The organism is Halopseudomonas yangmingensis, from assembly GCF_900114825.1.
GTDB classification, from domain to species: Bacteria; Pseudomonadota; Gammaproteobacteria; order Pseudomonadales; family Pseudomonadaceae; genus Halopseudomonas; species Halopseudomonas yangmingensis.
The window spans coordinates 75392-100809 of the sequence record NZ_FOUI01000002.1 but is presented as its reverse complement, the minus strand read 5'-3'; the positions used below and the strand labels follow the sequence as shown (position 1 = coordinate 100809).

Genomic DNA, 25418 nt, shown 5'->3' with positions numbered 1-25418 from the left:
CAGCTTCGGTCTTGATGTGCTTTTCGCAGACACAAAAAAAGGGGCTAGCTTTCGCTAACCCCTTGAAAATCATGGTGGCTACACCTGGACTTGAACCAGGGACCCCAGCATTATGAATGCTGTGCTCTAACCAGCTGAGCTATGTAGCCATTCGAGGCGCGCATTATCAAATCAGTGTTGAAAGCTGTCAAGCCTTTCGCCGGTTTTTTTCAACTTCAATTTCAACTGCTTGCGCCCATGCATCAGCTACCTGCCGCTACGTAGCTGAGGGTCAGTTGATCCATTTGCTGCAGCAGTTGATTGGTGGTTGAGCTGATAACCGTGGGTACGAAGCGCAACTCAGTGGATAGATCGAAGCCCTGACGTGAAAAATTCCACTGCCTGGTCGCTTCATCCAGCATCAGCAAGGTTTCCGGGGTGTTTTCCGGTGATTGGCGCAGCTCGTTGAGCGCCGTATCAAAGGCGTCGATACTGTCTTTCAGACGGGTTTCCAGCTGGGGGACGGTGACTCCCCAACTGCGGGCCTGATAAAGCATGTTGATGCGCTGGCTGAGCATTCTTTGCCGGCCACTGAGGTTGATCAGCCGTGATGACGGTTGTGCGACATGTCGCTCGATCAGCAGCGTAAGCTCTTCTGCGGCTTGCAGCAGGGGTTCGGCCATCTCGATCAACTGCAGTGCGGCGGTGCGGTCGGGGCTGCGCATGGCCAGTGCACGGTAGGGTTGCCACAGGTTGACCAGCTGTTGCAGTTGTTGCTGTATCTCCTGTGTGCCACGGGCAGCAGCCCAGCTGCGCAGAGCCTGCAGGTTTTCCTCGTAACGGCTCATGCTGTCGTCCAGTTGCATATTGGCCTGCTGTGTGCGTACCTCGGCGCCAACCATCAGGTAACTTGCACCGATGCGTTGCGTCAGCATGCGTTGCATGCCGGCCAGGTTGACTGCCTCTGCATCGCCGATAGCGGCGTTGGCCGGTATGCTGGAAAACGCGAAAAGGCTCAACAGTAGCCAGGAAAACAAAAGGGATGCCGGGCGTTGCATGGAGTTGCTCCAGATGGTCGCTTGGATTGGTTTGCTGTCGGACAGCGGCCAGAGGCTTTTCGTCGGTCCGGACATCATCGATGACGCAGGCTGGGCAGGGCATTGACGCTTGTCAAGTGACTGCGGCCAGTGCGGGATAAGGGGCAAATTGCCGCAGGTACGACCTGTTACAGAAGCAACGCAGCCACGCACTGGCGCGGCTGTGTTGTCGGGCTGGCAGGGCTCAGACGTTAGACGGTAAGTTTCCATGTGGACGCCAGGTAATTAGGGGGGGGTGGTCAATTCTTATTTGAAGGATACCCGGTTTTCTACCCGGTTTATGGCTTCATGGCATATTGGCCAGCCAATCACGGATACAGCCTACACAGTCCCAAGATTTTGCCCCTGCTAGCTCGAAACCGGGCATAGCATCTCGGTGTCTCCGGTCGCAACGGTATCAACCCAGTCAACTGTTCCGCTGGCGCAAGCTTTCAGGACGGCAGCCTGGCTGCGGTTAGTGCAGGAAAGGCTGTGGTGCCGGGCTTGGCAGCTATGTCGCCCCGACGGTTAGCGCACGGCACGTATCGTGCTGGAGGCGCTGCGCAACCTGGAGACTGCTTTCAAGCGTTACTACGACGCATCCAAACAGCGCCATTATGGCCCAAAAGCAGAGAGCGACTAAGACTTCCGGTCGGAGAGGATGAGTCGTTCGATACTGCGCTGTCGGAAAGTTGTCCGGTTCATAGTTTAGATTACTAGTATGGTGCTTGGGCTGTTGCGCGCCGATAGGTTTCTTGTGCGGGATTGCGTCAGTTAACTTTGTGGGGCTCATATTGCTTTTTGATTATGAATCTTTTCATCTATCTCGACGTTGCTTGTTGAGTTTCATGTTTAATTATAAAGGACTTTGTTGCTATTCGTCTTGACTAGATGTGGTCTCAAGTGGGCCAAAATCTTCCAAATAGCTTGCTGCGATATTTTCTTGAATCGTAGCAGGTACGATGTAGCTCGTTTTTTTTCTTGTCGCGTATGTGCCTTGATTGGCGTTGTGAGTATTTATTTCTTCGTTGGAAAGATCATGAGCCGTAGGGGTGATTTCACTTGCGATTTCATTCTTTCTGCCTGAATTATTTTCATGGTTTCTATTTTCTGCGGGTGCGCAGGTAGGTTCAGCTTGGGAGGCAAGTTGATGTGGCCTCTTGCTAAAAGTAGTCCTAGAGTTTTCGGGTGTATCGCAATGGTTCGCTAGTAAAGGTTTCTCTGACTTTGTGCGCGCTACTTTCTCTCGCTTTTTTAGATGGGATTGGTATGCTCTTACTATCAGTTTTTCTATTAATGCTGTTGCGCTTATATTTAGATCCTTAGCCATGATGTGTAGGTTTTTTTTCGAATCGCCATTTATCGTGAAAGTGCAGTTGAGTTGCCCTTTCTGTTTTTTATTGTTTCTACTTCGCTGTTGGCGCCAAGCATCTTTCATGTCTTTAAAGATGTTTCTTGCATTAGCAGTGTCTAGCTCGATTGTGGCGCCTGCATGTAGCATTTGTTGGTGTGAAGGCAATTCGCCGGGGCGTATTTTTTGTTGATAATAAAAAATTTCCTCGAAGCCGTTTTTTAATAAAAACTCTACTGCCCAAGAACGTTGATCCGTATCTTGAGGATCTAGCCATTCCAAACCGATAGCCCTTTTTCGTCCCACAGGATGCCTCCGACTGTTAAAAAACATCGTAGCAAAAAAAGGGGGGAGCGAGAAATTCGTTGACGATAACGTTATTGCGTAACGGAAACAGAAGAGATAGGGTAGCTGTTTGATCTAAAATCGGTGTTCGAATGCCCTGTCTGCGTCTATTCCGGAGCGAAGAAAAAGGACTGTCGCCTGAAGAGCGTCTCGTTTTGGCCTCTTTTGTGATGCATTTTGAGGGCTATGAAGCGTTGCGAATGACCTTGCGAGAGTTGTCTGAGCGTTTAGGTATTTCTCTGCGCGTGGTCTCGCGGGCAGTTTCAAAGTTGGCGGCTGAGGCATATCTGGTTGTTGATAAGGTTTCGACTGGCAGAGGGCGCCCTTCAAGCACTTACAAGTTGTCAGCGGCGCTCCGGGCTCACCTGAGTGAGCTGGATGGAGAAAATTGTCCGTCCGTCTGCGCTCAGGCTATCAAGAATCTCCTTTCTGAAAGAAATGAGAAAAACGATCAAGGCGACTGTGCGAAAAAAAAGATTGGCTTAAAAAAACCACCGGGCAAAAGTAAGGCTGATCAGCCTAGTGCTAGTAGCAGATGGCTGCTTGCTGTGCTATTCAGTTATGCCGATGAGCTTGGTGTCGTTCGTGACGTTACCACGTCGCAGCTTCGGCAGATAACCGGTATGGGCGGGGTAAGGCTTAAATCGCAGCTGCAGGGGCTTTTGGCTCGGGGGTTAATTAGAAGCTACGTTCCGGGAGCATCGAACACGTTATTCGTGGGGGTCAAGCTTAGCACGACCTACTTTTTGAATTTGAATCATCCATTCCTTGGGCTCGGCAGAGATGTTTGTTCCGTCTTGGCGCTTAAGGATTTTGGGTGGAATCAACGCGAAGCAGTATGTGCTACTGCTCTGCCTGTTGTAGAGCGATATCTACGTGCTATTGAGGAGCAGGCCTTCAACGTTTTTTGCATGCGGCTCGATGCCTACGCGTCGTTCCTTCTTTCTAATCGTTGGGTTGAGCTTTCTAACCCTGACTTCCCCGAAATGGCTAAATCACTGGAGAAGATGATCGCTTCTGACTTTCAGAGGCCTAACGGGAGCGCTGGTGCTGGCACCGCTATAAATGAATCTGACTGGGCGATAGTGATCGAGCATATAGGTTGGTTGGCGCTGGAAAACGTTCGATGGATCCGGAAGATACTTATGCGCATGCCTTCGGGTGGGACTTGTAACACGCGCATCCAGATTATTCCTGCTCCGAAGAAAAAGGATAAGGCTAGGATTACCACGCTTCTAATGGAGCGCTCCCTCATACCCCAGGCTAGTTGCTTGGTTATTAAATACGTGACTCCGCGCGTTTGCGAGTTGTATCGCGAAGAAGCTGAGATCCCTATTGGTGAGCGTTACGAATTGGGCTTGCTGACTCGGTCAAGGGATAGAGCGTAAGTAATCTTTTACTTCCCCCGCACATCCTCTGAGCCACAGAGGAGCCTGCTCATGCGAATCATCCGTCTGAAAGAAGTCATCGACTCGACCGGTCTTGCCCGGTCTACCATCTACAAGCACATCTCGGAAGGCACCTTCCCGAAACCGGTATCCCTTGGCGACCGCTGCGTCGGCTGGGTCGATAGCGAGGTGCACGATTGGATCCTGGCAAGAATTGAAGAGCGGGACCTCGCTGGAGGCGCACCCGTTCTCTCAGTCGGTCATCTGAGCATGGCCTGCTAGGAAGGACTAACCATCGCGCCATGACTGGCCTCGGCTGGTCATGGCGTTTATGCCGCAGCTCAGGGTGCTGGGCTCTCAACTAACTCTCCTAGAATGCAATGCGGAAAATCTCTCGCCAGGCCGGGTAATGTTGCTCCCCATTGCCCGGCCTGGTCGGGATGGTCGGCATCGGCAGGACTGCATCTATTGATATATCAATATCCAATATTCAATAGCCATTAAGTATCTACTCTATCTATCCAATAGTAACCACCACTACCTATCACCGCTGACTACCACCAGAGGGAAAGAAGACCAGTAAAAAGAAACACACCACGTACCTGGTATGCGACATAACCAACTAGGTACTCAGCCATGAACAACCGCAAGCTCAACACCCACCTCTCCCAGTCCGACATAGCCCTGAAGATCGAATCACTCGTCCAGGCTATCGAACACAGCGATACACCCGCATTCCGGATCACGCATAAACGCTCAGGCTATGAGCAGGTCGAAAAGACCAGGCTCTCCCGCTACTTCACCAACATCCGGCAGATGTACGACCTTTTCGATGCGCGTGTGGAGTACGGCTACAGCGAGCACCTGCAAGCGTTCTGGGAGGCCTGTCAAGACATCAGCCTTCAGCGCTCACCCAATGGCCCTGTCTGCATGAGTGAGACGGGTACGTACTGGCTCAGTCATCAACAGAGCATGAACGTCCTGACCGAACGGATCCGAGAGTTGACTCGTCAGCAACGGTATCGACGCAGGCCAGGGGATCGACGAGAGCTGGCCAAGCAGCAGGCGAGGGAAATGGAGGCGTACACGGATGCTGTGATGAGCCTGTACTCCCGCACAACGGTCATCAGACTGGATCTGTATTACCGACCTGAAGCTCAGGCCAGACTTCGAGTCGAGCGAGTCTTTGATCACCTGGATGATCTGATCTACGAGCACAGCCGTCACCTGACTTTCGAGCACCTGATCGGCTACACGTACTCAGTGGAGCAAGGGGATCGGAATGATGGTAGGGGATACCACATCCATGCAGCCTACTTCTTCAATGGCAACCAGGTGTGCCGGGATGTCTGGAAGGCGATTGAGATCAGCGAGCTGTGGGAGGCGGTCACTCGTGGTCAGGGTTATGCCCACAGCTGCAACCACAACAAGGAGGGGTATGGTGACGAATGCGGTATCGGTCTGATCCAGAGGGATGATCAGTCCAAACGGTCTCGTACGCACTTCGCGATGAAGTACCTGGTCAAGGACGATCAGCACCTGCGCTTGAAGCCTGCGGGAGCACGCTGCCTGCGTAAGGGGGCTCTGAACCGTGTTCGTCGGCGATAATTCGTGCTGCTGAACCAGGGAATCTGCATGGCGCAGTCATGCGCCCTGGAAGTGTCCTACTCGATCTGATTTTTCAGCCCTAGTGCCGATTCCGCTCGATATAACACCCCTCGAAGCAGACGCCTTTCAGTTTCGCTGGATGGTGCCTCAGGCAGTTGGCTCAGACGCTCCTTGGCTTTGCGCAGAATCGCCTGCTCTGCTTGCTCCGTCTCCAAAGCGAGCCTTTGCAGGTCTAGCAGAAGCTCTCTGATTTCGTCGGTGCTCATTGCCTGGCCTCAGCCAGGCAACGGCTGCGCATCGCAGAGTCTTGAATCGCATAGCAGCGACCGGGGTCATTGTGCGCGAGAGCCTGGCAGTAGTTCCTAGCATCAGCCTCAGAAATTGCGTAACAGCTGGAGGTATCAGCTGCGTTTGCTGTGGCTGTGAAGCCAAGCAGCAGGCCGGCAAGGTAGTGACGGATCATGGGGGCACCCGGTTGTTTAAGTTATGACTGCTCAGGTGACCGATGAGAAAAACGGAGCGAGGCTGCCGCATTGCGGTAAGTGCATCTGTCTAGTGCTCAGGCAGAACGGTAGAACCCACAAGCGCAGGTCGGGGGACTTAGGGAAGCTAAATACTGTCAGGGCCTGACCGAAGGTTTCGGTCTTGGGATAGATCAGGATCACATCGCCTTTTCCGTCGAGATAGCTCTGGCCGTAAGCATGTAGCTGGTAGAAGTCGCTTTGATTCAAGCCGTACTTTTCCTTGCTATTGGCTTTCCGCTCATCAACCAGCTTCCACTTGGTGTCGAGCACCAAGCGATTGGTTTTGGCAGTTTGTACCAGCAGATCAGGCTTGAGCTGAAACCAGTCCTGCTCTTTATGTCGTACAAGCCTCAGGCTGCGTGTTTGGGGGCGCAGGTCGTGACCTGAGTTGAGTTGTCGGGCAAGATGTTTCGCGACAAAAGCCTCAAAGACCGCTTCCATCGGAAAGAGCAGGGACGGCGCGGAATGTTGGCCCGTACCAGTGAGGGGTGACTCATCTAGCAGAATCAGTCGGGCCCAAGCCATTGCTGCGTCGTAATGAGCCATCCCTCGATCTGGCCGTATCCGACCAAAGTCCGCGTTGATCTGGTCGGATGTGGGAATTTCGGCGAAAACGAAACACAGCTCTCGTGCTAGCTGCTGGTTTGCTTGCGAGGCAGTCCACTTCAATACGCGCTTTAGGGTTGTATGCAGTAGGCGGTTTTCCGGTCTGTTGAGCGAAAACTCGTCGAACTCGGTATAGAACCGGTCACGACGGCATAGGTTGAGACGAAGATGCTGTGCCATATTCAGCTTGCCGCGCAGAGCGAACAGATTGTCTTGCTGGGCGCGGTAATCGCTGCGCAGGCCTCGCTTCACGGTGTTATCTACTGCTCGCAGAAACTCAGCGATGAACACCTCTAGCAAAGGCATCCGGCGAGCTTGTAACTGGGCACTATTGGTTTGAATGTGGCGAAAACTACCGAGGCAACACAGCATCTCGATTAGCAGCTGTCGCGCATCTGCTTCGCCATTGGCTTTACCCAGCTTAGGCAGCACTTCAATCTGGAAGCCGTCGGGGCAGCGAATCACGCCCACGAAGCTTTTAACCTGTATGGCCCTTAGGCCGTGCCGTTGAGTCAGGCGCAGCCAGGTCGACTCGCCCGCTTCTGCGTTGCGTAATGCCTGGGTCTCCAGCCAGGCAAAAACATCGGCAGAGATCCTGTGCAACCCAACCATATCGTGTGAGCCGGACGGCAAAACCGCCATGGCGTCGAACTCGAAAATCGTAATGCCCGCCATTTCCGTACCTGTCAGGTCGAGGTTTGGTAAATGCCGAAATAGGCGGCTGGTTCGCTGTAAGCCGAGGACTGCGATAGGTAGCGGCGCTTGGTGGTATAGCTATCCAATCCGTGATCGCTCCCAAAGAGAGTGCTCAGATCCTGCTCATGTGAGTCATTCTCTGTAATGAATTGGGAAGCGTCGGGTTTCTGGTTGTCGCCTAGAACTAAGCGAATCTTGCGCCAATCCTCGAAGAAGTACTCCTCCAATAGGGGAAGAACTCGATTGCGGAACGTGTCGGCCAGTGCGTCGAATCTTTCTGGGCCATCCGTCTTGCTCCACAAATGAGTGAAGTAGGCGTGACCGATGCAATGATCACGGTCGTAAAGCGCTTCGATTCGCTCATTGATACGTTCCAGCATCCGGCGCACGTCGATCGCGCCTGCTCCCGTGGTTACTATCAATCCCGCCAGCGGCGCGCTGTGTGGTTGATCAGGTGATTTAGTTGCGCGAGTGTCGGGTAGCAGCGGTACGAAATCAAAACGGCGGCGCAGTGCAGTATCCAGCAGAGCCAGTGAACGATCCGCAGTGTTCATCGCGCCGATGATGTCTACGTTGGCTGGCACTGAAAAAGGCTTTCCTGAGTATGCAAGGATCACTTCAGTCGGCGGTGGAGTCCCATCGAGTGGGTCTCGCTTGTCGGCCTCGATCAGCGTGATCAGCTCGCCGAAAATCTTACTGATATTGCCGCGGTTGATCTCGTCGATGACCATCGCGAAACGCTTGTCAGGTGTGTTGCGTGCACGGCGGCAGAGCTCCTTGAATGCTCCGTCTTTGATCCTGTAAGCCACTTGGCCCGTTTCAGCGTCGCCATCAATCGGATCGTCCGCGAGTACTGGTCGCAAGCCCTCAACGAATTCCTCGTATCCGTAAGACTGGTGGAAGGTGACGAAGCTATGGCGTTGCAGTTGTTCGCCTGTATCGGGGACGGGGCCCTGCTTGATCTTGTCGACAAGCGTGAAGATGTCCGAGCAGATGTCTTGAGAGGCTCCCGCAAATTGCCACACCGAGTCTGACGACTTATCAAAAATGGCAGGTTCCAGGCGAAGTTTCGTGTTGACCGTTGCTGACTCCAGAACCGTATGGTGCTGAAGTGTGCCCCAGAGTGTCTGCTTTATGCCGCTGGTACGACCTTTTGCGCTAGCGATGGCTTTGATGAAGGGGTGTCCTGCTAGCTCTGGTACTTTGGCTTTGCCCCTCAGGTCATATAGCGCAGCGGCCGCACCTTCCCACCAGGTCAGCGGTGCAATCTTTTCAGCAATAATCTGAGCCCGCCATTCATCTGCATTGACCGAGGCCACATGCTCCTCGTAGTCGTGCTTGAGTAGCTGCATCAGCGTGAAGGTTTTGCCTGTTCCGGGCGGCCCGTAGTAGATGCGGTTGGAGCAGATTGCGACGGGTTTGCTGGCCACATGCTTTACCTGAGAGGTTGGGGGCAATGACTGGATTGCGGCGAGGGGGCTGACATCCTCGATGGGGTCACCGGCCAATGCGGCCAGTTCAGCTAAATCGGTGCCGAAAAACGGCTTGAGTAAATCACTCTCGAACTCCGGCAGATCGTGAGCGGGCACTTGTTTGAAGGTGGAGCGGTAGTTGGGCGTCCAGCCTTTCTGGCTGCCTTGAAAGCCACCATGCTTGATGCCGTGCTTCAACACCCTGTAGCGGCGCTGTAGCCAACCATCCCCTTTCAAGCATGGTGCAGGATCAGAGATGAACTGTCCGACCAGTTGAAGACTTTCATTTCCGTGGCACAAGTAGAACAAGCTGCCGGCTGGCGCCTTCTGGAAACTCTCGGCCTGGCCCTTCGCGGTATCGCTATGCATCACGCCCAGCTCTTCCTGCAGGTACTGCCTGCGCTCTTCGGCGGAAAAGTCGTTTAGCCCGTGCGATAGCTTCCAAATAGCCAGTTTTTTCAGACTCCAGGCCTCCCATACCTGGCGACTGAACTCCAGAATGCCAAGGTCGCTTGGGCGTTTCGCCAGTGTGGCCTTCTGCAGCGTGGCCATGCGCTGACTTGCGGTACCGCCAACAAACACTGCCAGCGGCGCACGCTTGAAAATATCGACGATCACTGGCGCCTTCCGCTCCTGGTAGTGGAAGGCAATCTTCCATTTAAAAGCCTCGCCCAGATGCTCAAAAGACTCGATGGCGTCCAGATCGCCTTTGGCGGCCCAGTCCGCCACCTGCGCTACGAAACTCCGGACTTTGTCGAAAGCAGCCTCGGCTGATGTGCCAAGCGATGAATACCAGCCGTGTGTTTCCGAGTAGGAAAGCTTAGTGTCCGAACCCTTGTCTTCAGTGTCCTTGCGCGAGAACACGCCGAACTTGAAAGACGAGCCACCCCAGATGCTGCCCAGTTCATCGAGGCGTGATTCGATCCAATAGGTGAAGCTGTCTTTCGATCCTGCCTGGGTGTATTCGTCCAGCGTCATGCTGGCCAATCGGGAGGCAGGCCAGATAGACAGAAATTCATCCCACAGGGCGTATTCTTTTTGAAAATCGCTCATTGTGCTTTCGCCTTGCGTGTAATTCGGATGGTTTAGCAGAACCATTGGGGTCAGCTTGCGGGGCAAAAGATCAGCAGTTGCTCAATGAGCATATCCAGCAGCGCAAGATCCTCGCGTTCATCGGTTGCTGTGTATTGTCCGCTGTGCCGATTGATTTCCACTTGCCAGGCTTGCCAGCCGCTATCGCAGGGCCTGAAGTGAACTCGGAAAATGCAGATACCTGTCCAGCTGCGGTGACAGTGCAGCACGCCGTCTTCGTAGAAGATGAACCACTTGTCATCCTGGCTGTTGGGCAAGGAACCACGGATGATTGTGGCCATTTCCTGAAGCGAATAGCGAGTTTCCAGAGGCACGGTTACTCGCGCAGCAGGCATGAACTTGCTTTGCCAGTCGTTTCGTCGGGCGATGGCGCGTTTGAGTGGTGGTTCGGCGGGTAGAAGAGCCAGCGCGGCCTGAAGAATGGCAAGGTCACGCTGTCGCCCTTTAGTGTTGGTTGATTGCGCGATCAGTCGCTTGGCTTCCTCTGCAGTTGCCCAGATCAGGCGCTCAGTCTCCCGATTCCCAAAGGTGAGGTCTGGTGTTCCACGGTCTGTCAGCATCAGGAAGTAACGATTGATCGTGGTGCCGCCAGCAAATTCGCAGTGTATGGCTGAGAGAATGGTGGCATCTATGCCCATCTCTTCGCGGACTTCGCGCAGTGCAGTCTGCCTTGGGCTTTCTCCTTTTTCCTGGCGGCCCTTGGCAAATGTCCACACATAGCCATCGAAGTGGTTTTTTACCTCGCGCATCAGCAGGTAGCCATTGGGGTCGATCACCACGCCGCCATAGGCCACTGCTTTGCCGGTGCTGGAGCTTTTTTGCCAGGGTAGGCCCTCGAATCCGTCGGGCTGGGGTTCGTGCAGATCATCCGGCATATCGTAAAGCGCCGACCGGATTTTGCCGTAGCGCTTGGCACGATCTTTCCCTAGGCCAAGTGCTACTTCGTCCTTGAAGTTCGCATAGTCAATGTCCTGCGCAATAACGCGCATTGCCTCGCCCAAGGCGGTGGATGATGTGGTGGCCCGCCAAGGGTAGTCGGTGCCTTCGTGAGCGCGGGAGGGCGAAAGCGAGGGCAGATAGTGATTGCGGAGTCGGTCCAGATCACTCTTGGTGCGGCTGCGCACCGTGAGTTCATCGTTATCGCCCTTGTTCACGACTGAAAAGAAGCCGAATTTGGTAAACAGCCACATGTACATGCCCGTCCCTGAGTTTGTGGGTCGGGCAGCGGGGCGCCCGAAGATCGCCTTAGGCTATTACGAATCAAAATGATCTGTAAATGGTGCGTTCGTGATTTTTAATTGCGGGTGTTGTGATCGCAATTTATGCTGTCCCGGCTTTAACTAAGGCCAGTCCAAGAATGACCACTGAAGCTCTCTCGCAACTAACGCAAGCCCAGCGCGATCGCCTGGCCTACCTGGAGTTGCGCCTGCGATTCGTGGGGGAGATAGGCCGGCAGGACCTGATTCAGCGCTTCGGCATTCAAACGGCGGCCGCCACCCGTGACCTCGCCACCTATCGTGAGCTCGCCGGCAACAACCTGGCCTATGACCGCAGCAGCAAAATCTACACGCCGACCAAGGAGTTCCGGCCGATCTTCACCTTCTCTGCTGACCGGGTTCTGGCCTGGCTGGCAGAGGGTTTTGGTGATGGCGAGCCGGCAAGCAGTGCGCCGGGAATCTCCTGCGTAACGTCCGGGCGTCTTACCCAGCCGGATCTGGATACGCTGGGTATCGTGACTCGTGCCATTTACCACCGCTGCCCTCTGCGTGTGGAGTACTACTCCCTAGGCAGCGGCAAGACCCAGCGGGAGATCGTGCCGTTTGCCCTCATCGATACGGGCTTGCGCTGGCACGTGCGCGGCTATGACCGCAAGCGCGGTGCATTTCGGGACTTCGTGGTCACGCGCATCAGGCGGCCGAAGCTGCTGATGGAGTCTCCCGTCGCCGAGCACGAGCGACCGGAGCAGGATGTCCAGTGGAGCCGGATATTGGAGGTCGAATTGGTGCCACACCCCGACCAGCCGCATCCGGACATCACCGCCATGGATTACGCCATGCAAGACGGTGTGCTGCGCCTGAGGCTGCGCGGGGCCACGGCGGGTTACGTACTGCGCAAATGGAGCGTCGACTGTTCGCCAGATCATCGGCTGCGTGATCCGGAGTACCGCCTCTGGCTGAAAGATCCCCTGCTGCTCTACGGCGTGGAAACAGCGGTGCTGGCGCCCGGTTACCGAGCGACCTGAGCGAACGATTACATACACGCCGCGATGCGTTAGTCATCCGGCGACACGAAAACTGAGAGTGATTACCGTCCCATGAGCAACACCAGAGATCTTGAACGCGCCGAACTGCACAAAACCATCTGGCGCATCGCCAACGACCTACGTGGCAGCGTCGATGGGTGGGACTTCAAGACCTACGTTCTTGGCATGCTGTTCTACCGCTTCATCTCGGAGAACCTGACCAACTACCTCAACGAACAGGAGCGCCGCGCGGGTAGTGCGGATTTTGACTACAGCGATTTGGCAGACGCCCACGCTATCGTGGGCCGTTACGAAACGGTTCAGGAAAAGGGCTTCTACATCCTGCCGTCGCACCTGTTCGCCAATGTGCGCAAGCGCGCCCGCCATGACCCGAACCTCAACGAGACCCTGTCACAAGTGTTCAAGGACATCGAGGCCTCGGCGTTGGGCGCTGGTAGCGAGGATGACTTCAAAGGGCTGTTCGATGACCTGGACGTCAACAGCAGCAAGCTCGGCCCCACCGTTGCCAAGCGCAACGAAAAGCTGGTGAAGCTGCTCGACGCCATCGGCGATCTGCCGCTGGGCAACAGCTCGGGCAATTTTGCCGACAACAGCATCGACCTGTTCGGCGACGCCTATGAATACCTGATGCAGATGTATGCTTCCACCGCCGGCAAGTCCGGTGGCGAGTTCTATACCCCGCAGGAAGTCTCCGAACTGCTGGCCCGCATCACGGTGGTGGGCAAGAAGGAGGTCAACAAGGTTTATGACCCAGCCTGCGGCTCCGGCTCGCTGTTGCTCAGCTTCTCCAAGGTGCTGGGCCACAACAAGGTGCGTCAGGGCTTCTACGGCCAGGAAATCAACCTAACCACCTACAACCTGTGCCGGATCAACATGTTCCTGCACAACGTGAACTACGAGAAGTTCAACATCGCCCATGGCGATACGCTGACCGATCCAGCGCACTGGGATGACGAGCCCTTCGAGGCCATCGTCTCCAATCCGCCGTACTCGATCAAATGGGATGGCGATGCCAACCCGCTGCTGATCAACGACCCGCGCTTCGCTCCGGCCGGCGTGCTCGCACCCAAGAGTAAGGCCGACCTGGCCTTCACGTTGCACATTCTCAGCTGGCTGGCAGTTAACGGCACGGCTGCCATTGTCGAGTTCCCCGGCGTGCTCTATCGCGGCGGTGCGGAAGCCAAGATTCGCAAGTACCTCATCGACAACAACTACGTCGATGCCGTTATCCAGTTGCCGCCGGACCTGTTCTTCGGCACCACCATCGCGACCTGCATCATCGTGTTGAAGAAGTCCAAGCGCGACAACGCCACGCTGTTCATCGACGCCTCCAGCCTGTTCGTGCGCAGCGGCAACAAGAACAAGATGTTGCTCGATCACCAGCGGAAAATCCTCGACGCATTCACTGGTCGCCAGAACATCGACCATTTCGCACGCATGGTTGAGAACGGTGACATCGCCGCCAACGGCTACAACATCGCCGTCTCCAGCTACGTCGAACAGGCCGACACCAGTGAAGTGGTGGATATTCGCGAGCTCAACGAAAAAATCAGCGGCATCGTTGCCCGGCAAACGGAGTTGCGAAAGCAGATCGACGCCATCGTTGCGGATCTGGAAGGAGGCCAGGCATGAGCGAGCAACCAGCAGGGGAAATCATTCTTTACCAACGTGGCGATGCAACCGCCATCGATGTACGGCTAGACGGCGATACGGTCTGGCTGACCCAGGAGCAGATGGCGGAGCTGTTCGGCAAGGCCAAGTCGACCATCAACGAGCACATCAAGAACGTCTTCGAGGAAGGCGAGCTGGTGCCGGAGCAGGTGATGAGAAAAATCGGAATTTCCGAATTTTCTACCAAGCCGACCAACTTCTATAACCTCGACGTCATCATCTCGGTCGGCTACCGGGTCAAGTCGCAGCAGGGCACGCGCTTTCGCATCTGGGCCACCGAGCGCCTGCGCGAATACCTGGTCAAGGGCTTCACCATGGATGACGCGCGCCTGAAGAACCTGGGCGGCGGCAGCTACTGGAAAGAACTGCTGGATCGCATCCGCGATATCCGCTCCAGCGAGAAGGTGCTCTACCGTCAGGTGCTCGACCTGTACGCCACCAGCGTGGATTACGACCCCAAGGCCGAAGCCAGTGTGGTGTTCTTCAAGGCCGTGCAGAACAAGCTGCATTACGCGGCCCACGGTCAGACGGCGGCGGAAGTGGTCAGGCAGCGTGCCGATGCCGGTAAGCCCTTCATGGGCCTGCTGTCCTTCAGTGGCAAGCAGCCCACCAAGGCCGAAGTCACTAATGCCAAGAATTACCTTAACGCCGACGAACTCAAACGCCTGAATACGCTGGTTTCGGCCTATTTCGATGCCGCCGAGTTCCGCGCCATGAACCATGAGCCGACCTATATGAAGGATTGGCTCGCGCACCTGGAGCAACTGATTCTGGCCATGGGCGGCAAGGCCCTGGAAGGCGCTGGCAAAGTCAGCCACCAGCAGGCCATTGCTCACGCCGAAACGGAATACGCCAAGTTCCGCGCCCAGTTGAACGAGCAGCCGAGCGAGGTGGAAGCGGCCTATCTGGAAATCGTAAAGACGGTGCAGAAGAAAATCACCGGGAAGAAAAAGCCATGAGCCGGATCGATGCATTGATCAATGAGCTTTGCCCGGAGGGGGTGGCGTTCCTGGAACTCCAAGAGCTCTTTGACACGAAGAATGGCTATACGCCCTCGACGACCAATAAGTCCTATTGGGCCGCGGGAACCATACCCTGGTTTCGAATGGAGGATATCCGTGAAAACGGCCGAATCTTGGACGAGTCGCTCCAGCAAGTCACTGAAGAAGCAGTGAAGGGGGGGAAGCTCTTTCCTGCCAACGCCATCATCATGGCGACCTCTGCCACGATTGGTGAGCATGCGCTCATCACCGTTCCACACCTCTCGAACCAAAGGTTCACTTCACTCGCGCTGAAGCCTGAATTTTCTTCTCTCCTAGACATGAAATTTGCCTTCTACTACTGCTTTGTACTCGGAGAGTGGTGTCGCAATAACACAACTACATCGAATTTTGCTTCGGTAGAAATGAGTGGATTCAAGAGGTTTCGTTTTCCGCTACCGCCCCTCGAAATTCAGCGCGAAATCGTGAAAGTGCTTGACGCCTTTACGGAGCTTGAGGCGGAGCTTGAGGCGGAGCTTGAGGCGGAGCTTGAGGCGCGTCGCTGGCAGTACAAGTACTACCGCGACGCCTTGCTCGCTTTCAGCGATCAAGATATTCGCTGGGCCGCGATGGCCGAGGTCGGCGAGTTCTTCCGAGGTCGGCGTTTTACCAAGGCTGACTACGTCGAAGACGGGGTGCCGTGTATCCACTATGGCGACATCTACACGCAGTACGGCACTGCTACCGAAAAGACGGTCTCACATGTGCGCGCTGATATGGCTTCGTCGCTCCGTTTTGCGCAGCCAGGCGATTTGATAATCGCTGGCGTGGGCGAGACGGTTGAGGATGTGGGCAAGGCGGTGGCCTGGCTCGGTCGTGACGAAGTGGCGATTCATGATGACTGCTTTGCCTTCCGACATTCGCTGAACCCTCGGTTCGTTTCCTATTACTTCCAGACCACGGCGTTTCACGCGGAGAAGAACAAGTTTGTCGCCCGAGCCAAGGTGAAGCGCTTGTCCTCAGAAAGCTTGGCCAAGCTGACCATCCCTGTTCCCTCGCTTGAGGAGCAGGCACGCATCGTCGCCATCCTCGACAAGTTCGATGCACTGGTAAATGACATCTCAGTCGGTCTGCCTGCCGAGATCGCCGCTCGCCGTCGGCAGTACGCCTACTACCGCGACCGTTTGCTCACATTCAAGGAAGCCGCATGAGCATTGAGATCCAGCCCTACCGCTACGAGGCCATTGCACTCTCCAACGAGAGCACCGTGGTGGCCGAGTTTCTGCCGGATGCGCTGGGTGTGCGCGAGACCGGCTACCAGAGCGAGGCGGCGCTGGAGAGTGCTTTTGTCGAACAACTGCAGCGGCAGGCCTACGAGTACCTGCCGATCAGTTCGGAGGCCGAGCTGGTCGCCAACCTGCGGGCCAGGCTGGAGCAGCTCAACAAGATCGAGTTTTCTGACAACGAGTGGCAGGGCTTCTTCGCCACCTGCATTGCGGGCACCAATGACGGCATTCTGGAAAAAACCGCGCGCCTGCAGGAGGACCACGTCCAGGTCTTGAAGCGCGATGATGGTAGCAGCAAGAACATTTATCTGATCGACAAGGCCAATATCCACAACAACGTCTTGCAGGTGATCAACCAGTATGAAACGCCGACCGGCGAGCACGGCGGCAAGCACGCCACGCGCTTCGATGTAACGGTGCTGGTCAACGGCCTGCCGATGGTGCATATCGAGCTCAAGCGCCGTGGCGTGGACATCCGCGAAGCCTTCAACCAGATCAACCGTTACCAGCGCGACAGCTTCTGGGCGGGCAGCGGCCTGTTCGAGTACGTGCAACTGTTTGTGATCAGCAATGGCACGCTGACCAAGTACTACAGCAACACCGTGCGCGACGGGCACTTGAAGGAGCAGTCCGGCAAGCGCAGCAAAAGCAAAACCTCCAACAGTTTTTCCTTCACCAGTTGGTGGGCCGACGCGCGCAACCAGCCCATCACCGAGTTGGTGGGCTTTACCAAGACCTTTTTCGCCAAGCATTCGCTGCTGAACGTGCTGACCAAGTACTGCGTGTTTGATGTGGATCGCAAACTGCTGGTGATGCGCCCTTATCAGATCGTTGCCGCCGAGCGCATCCTGCAGCGCATTGCCACCTCAACCAATCACCGCCAGTTGGGCACTGTGGCGGCGGGTGGTTACATCTGGCACACCACGGGCTCGGGCAAGACGCTGACCAGCTTCAAGGCCGCCCAGCTCGCCCGTGGCCTGCCGGACATCGACAAGGTGCTGTTCGTGGTGGATCGCAAGGATCTGGACTACCAGACCATGCGCGAATACGAGCGCTTCGAGAAAGGCGCGGCCAACTCCAATACCTCGACCTCGGTGCTGCAGAAGCAGCTGGAAGACCCAAACGCGCGGATCATCATCACCACCATTCAGAAGCTCTCGCGCTTTGTGGCCAAGAACAAGAAGCACCCGGTGTACGACGCGCATGTGGTGGTGATCTTCGACGAGTGCCACCGCAGCCAGTTCGGCGACATGCACAGCGAAATCACCCGTGTGTTCAAGCGCTACCACCTGTTCGGTTTCACCGGCACACCGATCTTTGCGAAGAACTCGGGAACCGGCGGCAACCCGTTGCGTCGCACCACCGAGCAGGCCTTTGGCGACAAGCTGCACACCTACACCATCGTCGATGCGATCAACGACAAGAATGTCCTGCCGTTTCGCATCGACTACATCAATACCCTCAAGATGCAGGCGCGGATCAAGGACAAGCAGGTCTCGGCCATCGACACCGAGCGCGCCCTGCTGGCGCCGGAGCGCATCAGCCAGATCGTCGGTTATATCCGCGAGCATTTCGATCAGAAGACCAAGCGCGCCAGCACCTATCGCCATGACGGCAAGCGGGTGGCGGGCTTCAACTCGCTGTTTGCCTGTGCCTCGATTGATGCGGCCAAGCGGTACTACGCGGAACTTGCTGCGCAGCAGCAGGGGCTGCCTGATGCTGAGCGGCTCAAGGTTGGGCTGATCTATAGCTTTGCCGCCAACGAGGACGACGAAGACGGCCTGCTTGGCGAGGAGGAGTTCGAGGCTGAGGGGCTGGATCAGAGCTCGCGGGACTTTCTGGATGCCGCGATCAAGGATTACAACGCGCTGTTCGCCACCAGCTTCGACACCTCGGCGGACAAGTTCCAGAACTACTACAAGGATCTGTCGCAGCGTCTGAAGAAGCGCGAGTTGGACTTGGTCATTGTGGTCAACATGTTCCTGACCGGCTTCGACGCCACCACGCTGAACACGCTGTGGGTGGACAAGAACCTCAAGGCGCACGGCCTGATCCAGGCGTATTCGCGCACCAACCGCATCCTCAACTCGGTCAAGACCTACGGCAACATCGTTTCCTTCCGCAACCTGGAGCAGGAAACCAACGATGCGCTGGCCTTGTTCGGCAACAAGGACGCCAAGGGCATCGTGCTGCTGAAGCCTTATGCCGAGTATTACGCTGAATACCAGGCCCGAGTCGGCGAGCTGCTCGACAAATTCCCGCTGGGGCAGGCCATCGTCGGCGAAGCGGCGCAGAAGGCATTCATCAAGCTATTTGGTTCGATCCTGCGGCTGAAAAATATCCTGACGGCCTTCGACGATTTTGCCGGGAACGAGATTCTCAGCGAGCGGCAGTATCAGGATTACCAGAGCGTCTATCTGAACCTGTATGCCGAGTTCCGCACCACGTCCGAAGCGGAGAAGGAATCGATCAACGACGACGTTGTCTTCGAGATCGAGTTGATCAAGCAGGTGGAAATCAACGTCGATTACATCCTGCTGCTGGTCGAGCAGTACCTGAAGAAAAAGGGCTCGGGCGACGACAAGGAAATCCGCGCCACCATCGAGCGCGCCATCAATGCCAGCCCCAGCCTGCGCAACAAGAAGGATCTCATCGTTCAGTTCGTGGAGTCGGTGAACACCAGGGCCAAGGTGGACGCCCAATGGCAGAGCTTTATGGCGGCCAAGAAGACCGAGGAACTGGAGCGCATCATCACGGAGGAAAACCTCAACGGCGAAGCGGCGCGCGAGTTCGTCGAACAGGCGTTCCGTGACGGCTCCATCCCCACGGCCGGCACGGCTATCACCAAGATTCTGCCGCCGGTATCGCGGTTCTCGCAGGGCAATGGTCATGCAGCCAAGAAACAGACAGTGCTGGGCAAGCTGGCAGTGTTTTTCGAACGCTATTTCGGACTGGTTTGACGCTGAGAGAGAAAAAAGAAATGAGCGAACCAACGGCATGAGCAGTCTCAGACTGCTCATGCTGTTTTTATTTGGGTTCATGGTGATGGATTTTCTTGGGTGATAGCAGCCTGCTGAGGATCCAGCACGCCAGCACCACCGCGATCAGCAGCGGCGGAAAACGCACCATCAGAATCACCAGCAGTAACATCGCCAGACAACCCGCGAGGATGCCGGCAAACACGAACACGGCAACGAAGGTTCGTAGCAGTAGCTTCATCTTGTTCGTCTCCTACAGGTAGCCCTGTTCCGCCAGCGACACGCAGCCTTCATGGCCCACGATGATGTGATCCAACGTCCGCACTCCGACCAGATCCAGGGCCTCCTTCAGTTTGTTGGTCAGCGTACGATCCGCCTGGCTGGGCTCGGGATCGCCGGAGGGATGGTTGTGCACCAGGATCATGGCGGCGGCGTTGTGCTCCAAGGCAATCTTGATGACTTCCCTGGGGTAGACGCTTGCACCATCCAAGGTGCCCCTGAACAGCTCGTGGAACGCAATGACCCGGTGCTTGCTGTCCAGCATCAGCAGAGCGAAGACCTCGTATTCATAGGCCTCCAGCAAGGCCTGCAGGTGGCTGAATACATCCCGTGGTGCGGTCAGTTGTCGTCCCCGGCGTAGGCGCAAGCTGGCCAGCTGTTTGGCAATCAGCAGGATGTCGGCTTCGGTGACCGGTGATTCGATCAGGTAAGTGCCAGCGGTCTCGCCGGCTTTGATTTTGTGCAGTCTCATCATCAGCTCCTTTGGCAGGGTGGTCAGCTCAGGCATTCAGGGATTGGTGCTGGGCTTCCAGCTTTTCAGCCAGGCTGGGTTTGCCCGAGGGGTGAGTGGTGGATCTAGAGCGGTGCTCATCGCTGCTGCTTTCAGCGGGGAAGAACTCCTCGACGATGGCGCCGACGTCTTCCTCGCTGTCCTCGAAGGCGCCGTTGCCGAAACCGCGCTTTGCCGCTTCGTCTAGCGCGTTCTGATCGAAGCCCGCCGCTTGCCGCTGTTCATCGAGCTCGCTGGCCAAGCGCAGCGCCTCAGTTATGTCCATGCCGCTACGTGCCGTCAGGTCGGTGTAAAAGATCGGTGTGCCGTGGCTCTGGCGAGTGGACTTGCCACGCAGACGCAGTTCCAGCGGCAGGCAGGCCAGGCGGTTACCCGATATGGCCTGGAAGTAATGCAGGCGAGCCGCCAGTGTGCGGATGCTGTTGAAGCCAGTGGTGCGAAACACAAAACTGCCCAGCGGATCCTCATCGCCGATGATCACGTTCAGTCGGCCATAGGGCTTGCAGGCACCGCCTTTTGCCATTGGGCAGGCGTCCGGTGAAGGGCAGGGCAGAGACTGCATGCCGTCCTGGGTAACCCGCTTGCAGGTCTCGCCATTGCCTACGCAAACAGGGCGACCCGATTGCCGGTCGAACAGCGTGTAATCCGCGCGGAAATTCAGTTCCGGCTCGTTGAATAGCAGCCGTACTGGGATGCTGCGCAGCTTGTCTTTGCCTTGGCGCAGCTCATCATTGAGCGGATGCACCAGCCATCCGTCGCGGCTCTGTACTTGGGAAGTGATGGTGAACTGATCATCCTTTTCCGGCAGGCGCTTGCCGTTTTTCTCGATGACCTTGCCGATGGAAATCCGCCCGAGCACAGGCGGGGTGATAGCCAGACCTTTGAGCATGGTTGCTCTCCTGGAAATGAAAAAAGGCCAGCCACGCAGCGCGAACTGCATGGGCTGGCCAAGGGGAGGGAGTGATGAAATGAGGTTGGAATCAGCCGACCAGGAAGCGCCGTGCGCCGGGTTTAACCAGCGAGTATTTGGCTTTCAGGTGCGGTCTCTCCTGAAGTAGCCGGGCCACGTCGAAGCCGACGCTGTCTTTGGCTTTACGCCAGCTGATGTACCCGTTGGTGAACTCAGCCCGACTGGCCTCGCCCATGGCCTGTTGCAGCATCTGCTTGAGCTGGGCTTCACGCTTTTCCTTATCGGCAATCGCTTGGCGCAGTGCTTTGAGCTCAATGTAGGCCGCTGACAATCCAGCATGACCGCTGAAATCCACGGTCTCGCCCGAATCCGTTGGGAAAAGGCAGCGCAGGGCGGTCTCGGCGGAAGCTGTGCCGTCGGCGGGGGGTGGGGTATCGGTTTCCACGTACTGCCAGAAGCGCCGTTCGAGCTCGATCAGGCGAGCAATCATCTGCTCATCCCGCTCTATGCGATGGATCTCCAGATGCTGCCCTCCGAGCACAACCGCCACATCAGCAGCCTGCTTCCCGGTGACGGCGAGCTGGTGCATCACCTGTAGCTGTACATATTCGGGCACGCCCTCTTTCCAGAGGCGTGCCCCGTTTATGCCGGCTGTCTTGCATTCGAGGATCTGCACGTCGTCGGCACCGATTACTTCTCGGTCGATATTGGCTAGCATCCAGGGCAGCTCTGGATCCGGGTGCTGCAGCACGGCATTGATTCGGCGGACCTTGTTCTTGGTGCGCTTGCTGTAATGCCAGGCCACGATGGGCTCTAGGACGTTGCCCCAGTACATCGGGCTGTCCTCATCATCAGGATCGGTCTTCGGCAATCCGGTATCTCGCCCGGTCTTTTCCAGCCACAGTTCCAGTTGCGATTTGTAGGGGTTGAGGCCGACGGCAGCGGCTGCATCGGAGCTGCCGATGCCTTGCTTGCGGACTGCCAGCCAATCTTCGCGAGGCAATTCCTTGGTGCTGATCAGACGCAAAGCCGGACGGGGTTTGCTGGTACTGCGGTTCAATGAGGTTGCTTTCATGCTGTTCACCTTGCAGACATAAAAACGCCCAGCCAGCGCGAAGCTGACCGGGCGATACGGTTGAGATGGGGTGACGGGGGTTAGGCAGCGAGCTGAAGAGCGGTATCCAGGGCGCGTTGTTTGATCTGTGCGCCTTGGCCGAACCAGGCTGAATCAAGCCGGTACTCGGTGCTGCGTGCACGCCGTTCGTGATCTACGTATTCGGTCACGGCATTCAGCAGGCCCCAGGCGGTGCCCTTTGCCGATTCCAGCTGACTGCCCCGGCCACGGCCTTCGTACAGCTCCTGAACCTTGCGCAGGGCGCGTTCGTTGGGTAGCTGTTCAGGAAGCTGGCCGGTCGGACTGACCTCGCACATGACGTTCATAAAGAAGCCCATTGCCTCATGCCACTGCACCTTGCGCTCAGCCAGATGGCGCATGCGGTACATGAAGTCGTCCCATTGCGAGACGGCGATGCCGAGCTGCTTCTTCACCAGATTCGGATCGAAGCGAGTGTTGTGCGGCACCTTGATGGCTCGGCTGGTTCCGTCCAGGGCGATGGTCAGGGTGTTGTTGCACACCACGCGAACAGTGGTCGGCGTTGCGGTGGTGGCCAAGGTGCCGTCGCATGACGTAGCCAATAGCAGGTAGCCGTTGACCTGGTCGTTACCCTTGATCGCCGTGCCTTGCCCAGTGCGTGCAAGCGCCCAGAACTTGCGCCCACCCTTGAGCACGCCGGCTGTCTCCAGCTCATAGCCGGAGACCTCGGTTAGATCCCGGTAAAACTCCAGTACCTCGCGTGGCTGCACGGTGTGATAACGCTTGGAGACCACTGACAGCGGGGCTTTGGTATCCGAGCGATAGAGCACCTTCTGCTCAGGGAAGGAATGAATCGTACCGAGGTGGCCGATGGCGTCCGATTTGAAATGAACGGGGCTTTCCAGGATTTGCCAGTCCATTCCAGCTTCACGTTGCCAGACCTCAATGGGTTGTTTTTGCGGCAGGTTGTTGCCCAGACCGTGCCAAGGGGTAGCTCCGGCATAAGCCATGGTTTCGATGAGATGAGCCATGAGAACGATTCCTTTGGGTGCGCGCCGGCATAAAGCGCTGCGCAGAGCGCAGCACCGGCTGGGAGTCAGAGAAAAGAAAGAGAGTGGAGCCGCCTGATCAGGTCGGCAGATTGAAGCGATGCCCGCAGAGCAGGCAAAGGTTGTTAGCCAGGACGTGGCGATCAAGCTTGTGGCCAAGCTGAGCGCCGAGGGCGCAGCCACCGACGCCGCCGGCCAGTCCGCCGAGGATGGCCCCGGAGATTGAGCCGACGGTAATGCCGACAGGGCCGGCAATAGCGCCAATAGCCGCCCCCGCTTGACCGCCAGCCAGCGCAGCACTGATGCCACGAGCGGCACCGCCGACCGTGCCGACAGCAGCGGCTATTTTCATGGCGTGGTGGAAGGAAGCGACTTTGGGTGAGCGACAGCGAGGGCATTGCAATGACATGAGGTGGACCTTCTTGGTGGTGATGTCATTGGAGTAATGTGTGGGTGAGATTTTTTTGAATCGAATGGCCGGCTTTCAGGCGCGTATCAAATGGAGCAACGGGCCGGAGTCGGCCAGAAGCAGACATGACAACATGTCTGCACTTTTAGCTCGGATTTTTTTACGAAGCTAGGAGCGATTCAAATGTCAAAAATCGGTCTTGGTTCAGAACGATGGATGAGGGCCGGGCGGAAATTGATTTATGGAGGGAAAATTACAGCCAAGTTCGACCGCACAGCTCACTGAACTACTTGCCGCTAGTTGAGGTCGCTCGAAGGGCGGCGTAACGTGAGAAATATCATTGAGCCGGGGGGGAATTCCGGTGAAAGATCAGAGCCTGCCAATGCTCTCGATAACGAAAGGGCTGCAATCTATTGAAGCAGACGGCCTTTCAATGCGGCAAACTCATCTTCATTGATGACTCCAGACTGGCGTAGCTCGTTCAGGTTTATCAACTCTTGTACAACATTACTCTTACCAGTCAAATAGGGTCTCGAATCAGCTGGGGGCAAGCGGGTATATATTGGAGACAAGTACTGCCGCATCTCTTCAGGATCTTTAGTAGAAGACAACAAGAATAGCTCTTGTCGGTTGCTAGAAATTCTAACAATGGTTTTAGTGGTGGTATGAGTAGTGAGCATGTTGATTATGGTAGCTGCCGCTGCACCTGCCAGAAAACCTTCAACGCCAAAGCCACCTCCCATAGCTCCACCTCCTTTCGTGAGGGTTCCAGGACCGCTTATGCCGAGATCAGTGATACTGTCATATGGAATCAAGTACTCCTGGAGCTCATCAAGATCGGTGAGATACAGGATGTCCGTGGCCAAGCTAAGCACCAGCGACTTACCCGAAAGCTGCTCCCAGCCGCTGCCCCCTTGAACAACAACCTTCAGGTCGCGACCGCTACTTCGGGCAGCGATATCCTCAAGAAGAAGCTGTTGCTTAGCAGCTTTTGACTTCATATTAGAATGAGCATTTAAGGCCTTCTTCATTCCGATTTTGGTTGATTCCTCGAGTTTCATTAGCCGCCGAAAACCCGCGGTTTGCTGTCTCTCGGCGCTATTCCAAAGCTTCTCGGAGACTGCGGTCGAATTTTTAACCAACCACCATCCAGGAAGCGCAAACGCGAGACCAAGAGCTCCACTCAGGATGCTTTCCCATAGTGGCAGAGAAAGATCAGCCACGAAAAAAGATGCAATCGCCAATGGGAATGAAATAACTAATAAAAGGCCCCCCAACCATAGAAAGAAACTACCCAAAAGCCAGACTGCTGGCTTCAACATCTTTTTGAAATAACTGTCCATACAGGCTCTCCAATATCCGACCTAAATTTGAGCGTACTGTTCAGAAAAGGGGACTGGTTTTTTCCAAGCGACGCGCTGAAGCTGCTAGAGGGCGACGTCTTGAACAACTTAGATTCGTACTAGGTACACCAGTCTTCAAGCGCAGGGCGAATGAGATACAGAGTATGCTAGTTAGAGCAGCGATTTTCACCTCTTTTAAAAAGCATCGCTGCTGGAGGCTTGAGTACCGCGACGAAATGAGTTTTCACATGGTGCTAGTTGGGGCTTTGTCGTGAACGGCAGCTTCTGGCCGATTCTGTTGAAAAAGGCGGTCTTTGCTGGAGCCGCTTTCAATCGTTCAAAAAACGCACGGTTTTGGCGTTGCTACGCGAATTCTGAAGCAGACTCGGTGCGGAGCTGCTTCAGATTTCAACGTCAGCGGCCTACTTTCGCACGCAGAAATCGTAGAGGGACTTTTTCAACAGAATCGGCCGGAAGCAGTCGTCTAAAACGTACTTGTTCCGTCTGTC

The 25418-nt window shown here is 55.9% G+C and carries 21 protein-coding genes, 1 tRNA gene and 1 pseudogene; 9 read left to right on the top strand and 14 right to left on the bottom strand.

What is annotated here, in order from left to right:
* Positions 1-72 precede the first annotated feature (72 nt).
* From BMZ23_RS02740 to BMZ23_RS14785, 3 genes are all read right to left on the bottom strand, one after another.
* A tRNA-Met gene (locus BMZ23_RS02740) sits at positions 73-149 on the bottom strand.
* A 93-nt stretch (positions 150-242) separates the two neighbouring features.
* Positions 243-1037, bottom strand: a complete 795-nt coding sequence (locus BMZ23_RS02735) for a type IV pili methyl-accepting chemotaxis transducer N-terminal domain-containing protein (RefSeq protein WP_177197205.1) — start codon at positions 1035-1037, stop codon at positions 243-245.
* A gap of 892 nt (positions 1038-1929) precedes the next feature.
* Positions 1930-2712: a hypothetical protein gene (locus BMZ23_RS14785; RefSeq protein WP_143069553.1), complete on the bottom strand. Its 783-nt coding sequence runs from the start codon at positions 2710-2712 to the stop codon at positions 1930-1932.
* A 131-nt stretch (positions 2713-2843) separates the two neighbouring features.
* Between BMZ23_RS14785 and BMZ23_RS02730 the strand changes: the two genes are divergently transcribed.
* From BMZ23_RS02730 to BMZ23_RS02720, 3 genes are all read left to right on the top strand, one after another.
* Positions 2844-4139 (top strand): helix-turn-helix domain-containing protein, encoded by a 1296-nt coding sequence (locus BMZ23_RS02730; RefSeq protein ID WP_143069552.1) that lies wholly within the window; start codon positions 2844-2846, stop codon positions 4137-4139.
* 51 nt (positions 4140-4190) lie between these two features.
* Entirely contained in the window at positions 4191-4421 is a 231-nt protein-coding gene (locus BMZ23_RS02725; RefSeq protein WP_093472388.1) for a helix-turn-helix transcriptional regulator, read from the top strand.
* Between the two features lie 354 nt (positions 4422-4775).
* Positions 4776-5747, top strand: coding sequence for an inovirus-type Gp2 protein (locus BMZ23_RS02720; protein WP_093472384.1), 972 nt, complete (start codon positions 4776-4778; stop codon positions 5745-5747).
* A 56-nt stretch (positions 5748-5803) separates the two neighbouring features.
* Here the strand turns inward: BMZ23_RS02720 and BMZ23_RS02715 are convergent, their stop codons facing one another.
* The 4 genes from BMZ23_RS02715 to BMZ23_RS15040 all read right to left on the bottom strand — a co-directional run bounded on the left by BMZ23_RS02715 (position 5804) and on the right by BMZ23_RS15040 (position 11333).
* Complete coding sequence (locus BMZ23_RS02715; protein WP_090514573.1) at positions 5804-6013, bottom strand: hypothetical protein; 210 nt, start codon at positions 6011-6013, stop codon at positions 5804-5806.
* A gap of 228 nt (positions 6014-6241) precedes the next feature.
* On the bottom strand, positions 6242-7552 hold the full coding sequence (locus BMZ23_RS02710; RefSeq protein WP_093472381.1) for an McrC family protein: 1311 nt from the start codon (positions 7550-7552) through the stop codon (positions 6242-6244).
* A gap of 11 nt (positions 7553-7563) precedes the next feature.
* A complete protein-coding gene (locus tag BMZ23_RS02705; RefSeq protein ID WP_093472378.1) occupies positions 7564-10098 on the bottom strand; it encodes an McrB family protein in 2535 nt (844 codons plus the stop codon).
* Between the two features lie 50 nt (positions 10099-10148).
* Positions 10149-11333 carry an NUDIX hydrolase gene (locus BMZ23_RS15040; RefSeq protein ID WP_218143554.1) on the bottom strand — a complete coding sequence of 395 codons (1185 nt, stop codon included), beginning with the start codon at positions 11331-11333 and terminating at the stop codon, positions 10149-10151.
* 161 nt (positions 11334-11494) lie between these two features.
* Between BMZ23_RS15040 and BMZ23_RS02695 the strand changes: the two genes are divergently transcribed.
* The 5 genes from BMZ23_RS02695 (at position 11495) to BMZ23_RS02675 (ending at position 19297) form a co-directional block, all read left to right on the top strand.
* Positions 11495-12379: a helix-turn-helix transcriptional regulator gene (locus BMZ23_RS02695; RefSeq protein ID WP_093472375.1), complete on the top strand. Its 885-nt coding sequence runs from the start codon at positions 11495-11497 to the stop codon at positions 12377-12379.
* A 72-nt stretch (positions 12380-12451) separates the two neighbouring features.
* Positions 12452-14032 (top strand): type I restriction-modification system subunit M, encoded by a 1581-nt coding sequence (locus BMZ23_RS02690; RefSeq protein ID WP_093472372.1) that lies wholly within the window; start codon positions 12452-12454, stop codon positions 14030-14032.
* Positions 14029-15030: a virulence RhuM family protein gene (gene rhuM / locus BMZ23_RS02685; protein ID WP_093472370.1), complete on the top strand. Its 1002-nt coding sequence runs from the start codon at positions 14029-14031 to the stop codon at positions 15028-15030. The genes BMZ23_RS02690 and rhuM overlap by 4 nt, the downstream gene beginning before the upstream one ends.
* Entirely contained in the window at positions 15027-16262 is a 1236-nt protein-coding gene (locus BMZ23_RS02680) for a restriction endonuclease subunit S (RefSeq protein WP_093472368.1), read from the top strand. The genes rhuM and BMZ23_RS02680 overlap by 4 nt, the downstream gene beginning before the upstream one ends.
* Positions 16259-19297 (top strand): type I restriction endonuclease subunit R, encoded by a 3039-nt coding sequence (locus BMZ23_RS02675; RefSeq protein ID WP_093472365.1) that lies wholly within the window; start codon positions 16259-16261, stop codon positions 19295-19297. Before BMZ23_RS02680 ends, BMZ23_RS02675 begins: the two co-directional genes overlap by 4 nt.
* 67 nt (positions 19298-19364) lie before the next feature.
* Here the strand turns inward: BMZ23_RS02675 and BMZ23_RS02670 are convergent, their stop codons facing one another.
* The 6 genes from BMZ23_RS02670 to BMZ23_RS02645 form a co-directional block, all read right to left on the bottom strand.
* Positions 19365-19556 (bottom strand): hypothetical protein, encoded by a 192-nt coding sequence (locus BMZ23_RS02670; RefSeq protein WP_093472362.1) that lies wholly within the window; start codon positions 19554-19556, stop codon positions 19365-19367.
* A gap of 12 nt (positions 19557-19568) precedes the next feature.
* A complete protein-coding gene (gene radC / locus BMZ23_RS02665; protein WP_093473108.1) occupies positions 19569-20066 on the bottom strand; it encodes a RadC family protein in 498 nt (165 codons plus the stop codon).
* A 28-nt stretch (positions 20067-20094) separates the two neighbouring features.
* Positions 20095-20994: a recombination directionality factor gene (locus BMZ23_RS02660; protein WP_093472360.1), complete on the bottom strand. Its 900-nt coding sequence runs from the start codon at positions 20992-20994 to the stop codon at positions 20095-20097.
* 91 nt (positions 20995-21085) lie between these two features.
* Positions 21086-22090, bottom strand: coding sequence for a YqaJ viral recombinase family nuclease (locus BMZ23_RS02655; protein ID WP_019341806.1), 1005 nt, complete (start codon positions 22088-22090; stop codon positions 21086-21088).
* 80 nt (positions 22091-22170) lie between these two features.
* The gene (locus BMZ23_RS02650; protein ID WP_093472357.1) at positions 22171-23139 is read right to left on the bottom strand and encodes a DUF932 domain-containing protein; all 969 of its coding nucleotides are present in this window, start codon (positions 23137-23139) and stop codon (positions 22171-22173) included.
* Between the two features lie 97 nt (positions 23140-23236).
* Complete coding sequence (locus tag BMZ23_RS02645) at positions 23237-23509, bottom strand: hypothetical protein (protein WP_023443657.1); 273 nt, start codon at positions 23507-23509, stop codon at positions 23237-23239.
* A gap of 254 nt (positions 23510-23763) precedes the next feature.
* On the opposite strand from BMZ23_RS02645, the pseudogene BMZ23_RS15355 reads away from it, so the two are divergent.
* Positions 23764-23892 (top strand): annotated as a pseudogene (locus BMZ23_RS15355) (integrase core domain-containing protein); the annotation flags it as partial.
* Between the two features lie 84 nt (positions 23893-23976).
* Here the strand turns inward: BMZ23_RS15355 and BMZ23_RS02635 are convergent.
* Positions 23977-24909 (bottom strand): SHOCT domain-containing protein, encoded by a 933-nt coding sequence (locus BMZ23_RS02635; protein WP_093472352.1) that lies wholly within the window; start codon positions 24907-24909, stop codon positions 23977-23979.
* Positions 24910-25418: the final 509 nt, after the last annotated feature.

Excerpts from the sequence above, each read along its gene's own strand:
- BMZ23_RS02730 (WP_143069552.1), top strand. The coding sequence starts at position 2,844 with ATGCCCTGTCTGCGTCTATTCCGGAGCGAAGAAAAAGGACTGTCGCCT.
- BMZ23_RS02705 (WP_093472378.1), bottom strand. The coding sequence starts at position 10,098 with ATGAGCGATTTTCAAAAAGAATACGCCCTGTGGGATGAATTTCTGTCT.
- BMZ23_RS02670 (WP_093472362.1), bottom strand. The coding sequence starts at position 19,556 with ATGAAGCTACTGCTACGAACCTTCGTTGCCGTGTTCGTGTTTGCCGGC.
- BMZ23_RS15040 (WP_218143554.1), bottom strand. The coding sequence starts at position 11,333 with ATGTACATGTGGCTGTTTACCAAATTCGGCTTCTTTTCAGTCGTGAAC.
- BMZ23_RS02645 (WP_023443657.1), bottom strand. The coding sequence starts at position 23,509 with ATGAAAATAGCCGCTGCTGTCGGCACGGTCGGCGGTGCCGCTCGTGGC.
- BMZ23_RS02655 (WP_019341806.1), bottom strand. The coding sequence starts at position 22,090 with ATGAAAGCAACCTCATTGAACCGCAGTACCAGCAAACCCCGTCCGGCT.
- BMZ23_RS02675 (WP_093472365.1), top strand. The coding sequence starts at position 16,259 with ATGAGCATTGAGATCCAGCCCTACCGCTACGAGGCCATTGCACTCTCC.
- BMZ23_RS02650 (WP_093472357.1), bottom strand. The coding sequence starts at position 23,139 with ATGGCTCATCTCATCGAAACCATGGCTTATGCCGGAGCTACCCCTTGG.
- BMZ23_RS02680 (WP_093472368.1), top strand. The coding sequence starts at position 15,027 with ATGAGCCGGATCGATGCATTGATCAATGAGCTTTGCCCGGAGGGGGTG.
- radC (WP_093473108.1), bottom strand. The coding sequence starts at position 20,066 with ATGAGACTGCACAAAATCAAAGCCGGCGAGACCGCTGGCACTTACCTG.
- BMZ23_RS02735 (WP_177197205.1), bottom strand. The coding sequence starts at position 1,037 with ATGCAACGCCCGGCATCCCTTTTGTTTTCCTGGCTACTGTTGAGCCTT.
- BMZ23_RS02725 (WP_093472388.1), top strand. The coding sequence starts at position 4,191 with ATGCGAATCATCCGTCTGAAAGAAGTCATCGACTCGACCGGTCTTGCC.
- BMZ23_RS02660 (WP_093472360.1), bottom strand. The coding sequence starts at position 20,994 with ATGCTCAAAGGTCTGGCTATCACCCCGCCTGTGCTCGGGCGGATTTCC.
- BMZ23_RS02690 (WP_093472372.1), top strand. The coding sequence starts at position 12,452 with ATGAGCAACACCAGAGATCTTGAACGCGCCGAACTGCACAAAACCATC.
- rhuM (WP_093472370.1), top strand. The coding sequence starts at position 14,029 with ATGAGCGAGCAACCAGCAGGGGAAATCATTCTTTACCAACGTGGCGAT.
- BMZ23_RS02715 (WP_090514573.1), bottom strand. The coding sequence starts at position 6,013 with ATGAGCACCGACGAAATCAGAGAGCTTCTGCTAGACCTGCAAAGGCTC.
- BMZ23_RS02695 (WP_093472375.1), top strand. The coding sequence starts at position 11,495 with ATGACCACTGAAGCTCTCTCGCAACTAACGCAAGCCCAGCGCGATCGC.
- BMZ23_RS02635 (WP_093472352.1), bottom strand. The coding sequence starts at position 24,909 with ATGGACAGTTATTTCAAAAAGATGTTGAAGCCAGCAGTCTGGCTTTTG.
- BMZ23_RS02710 (WP_093472381.1), bottom strand. The coding sequence starts at position 7,552 with ATGGCGGGCATTACGATTTTCGAGTTCGACGCCATGGCGGTTTTGCCG.
- BMZ23_RS02720 (WP_093472384.1), top strand. The coding sequence starts at position 4,776 with ATGAACAACCGCAAGCTCAACACCCACCTCTCCCAGTCCGACATAGCC.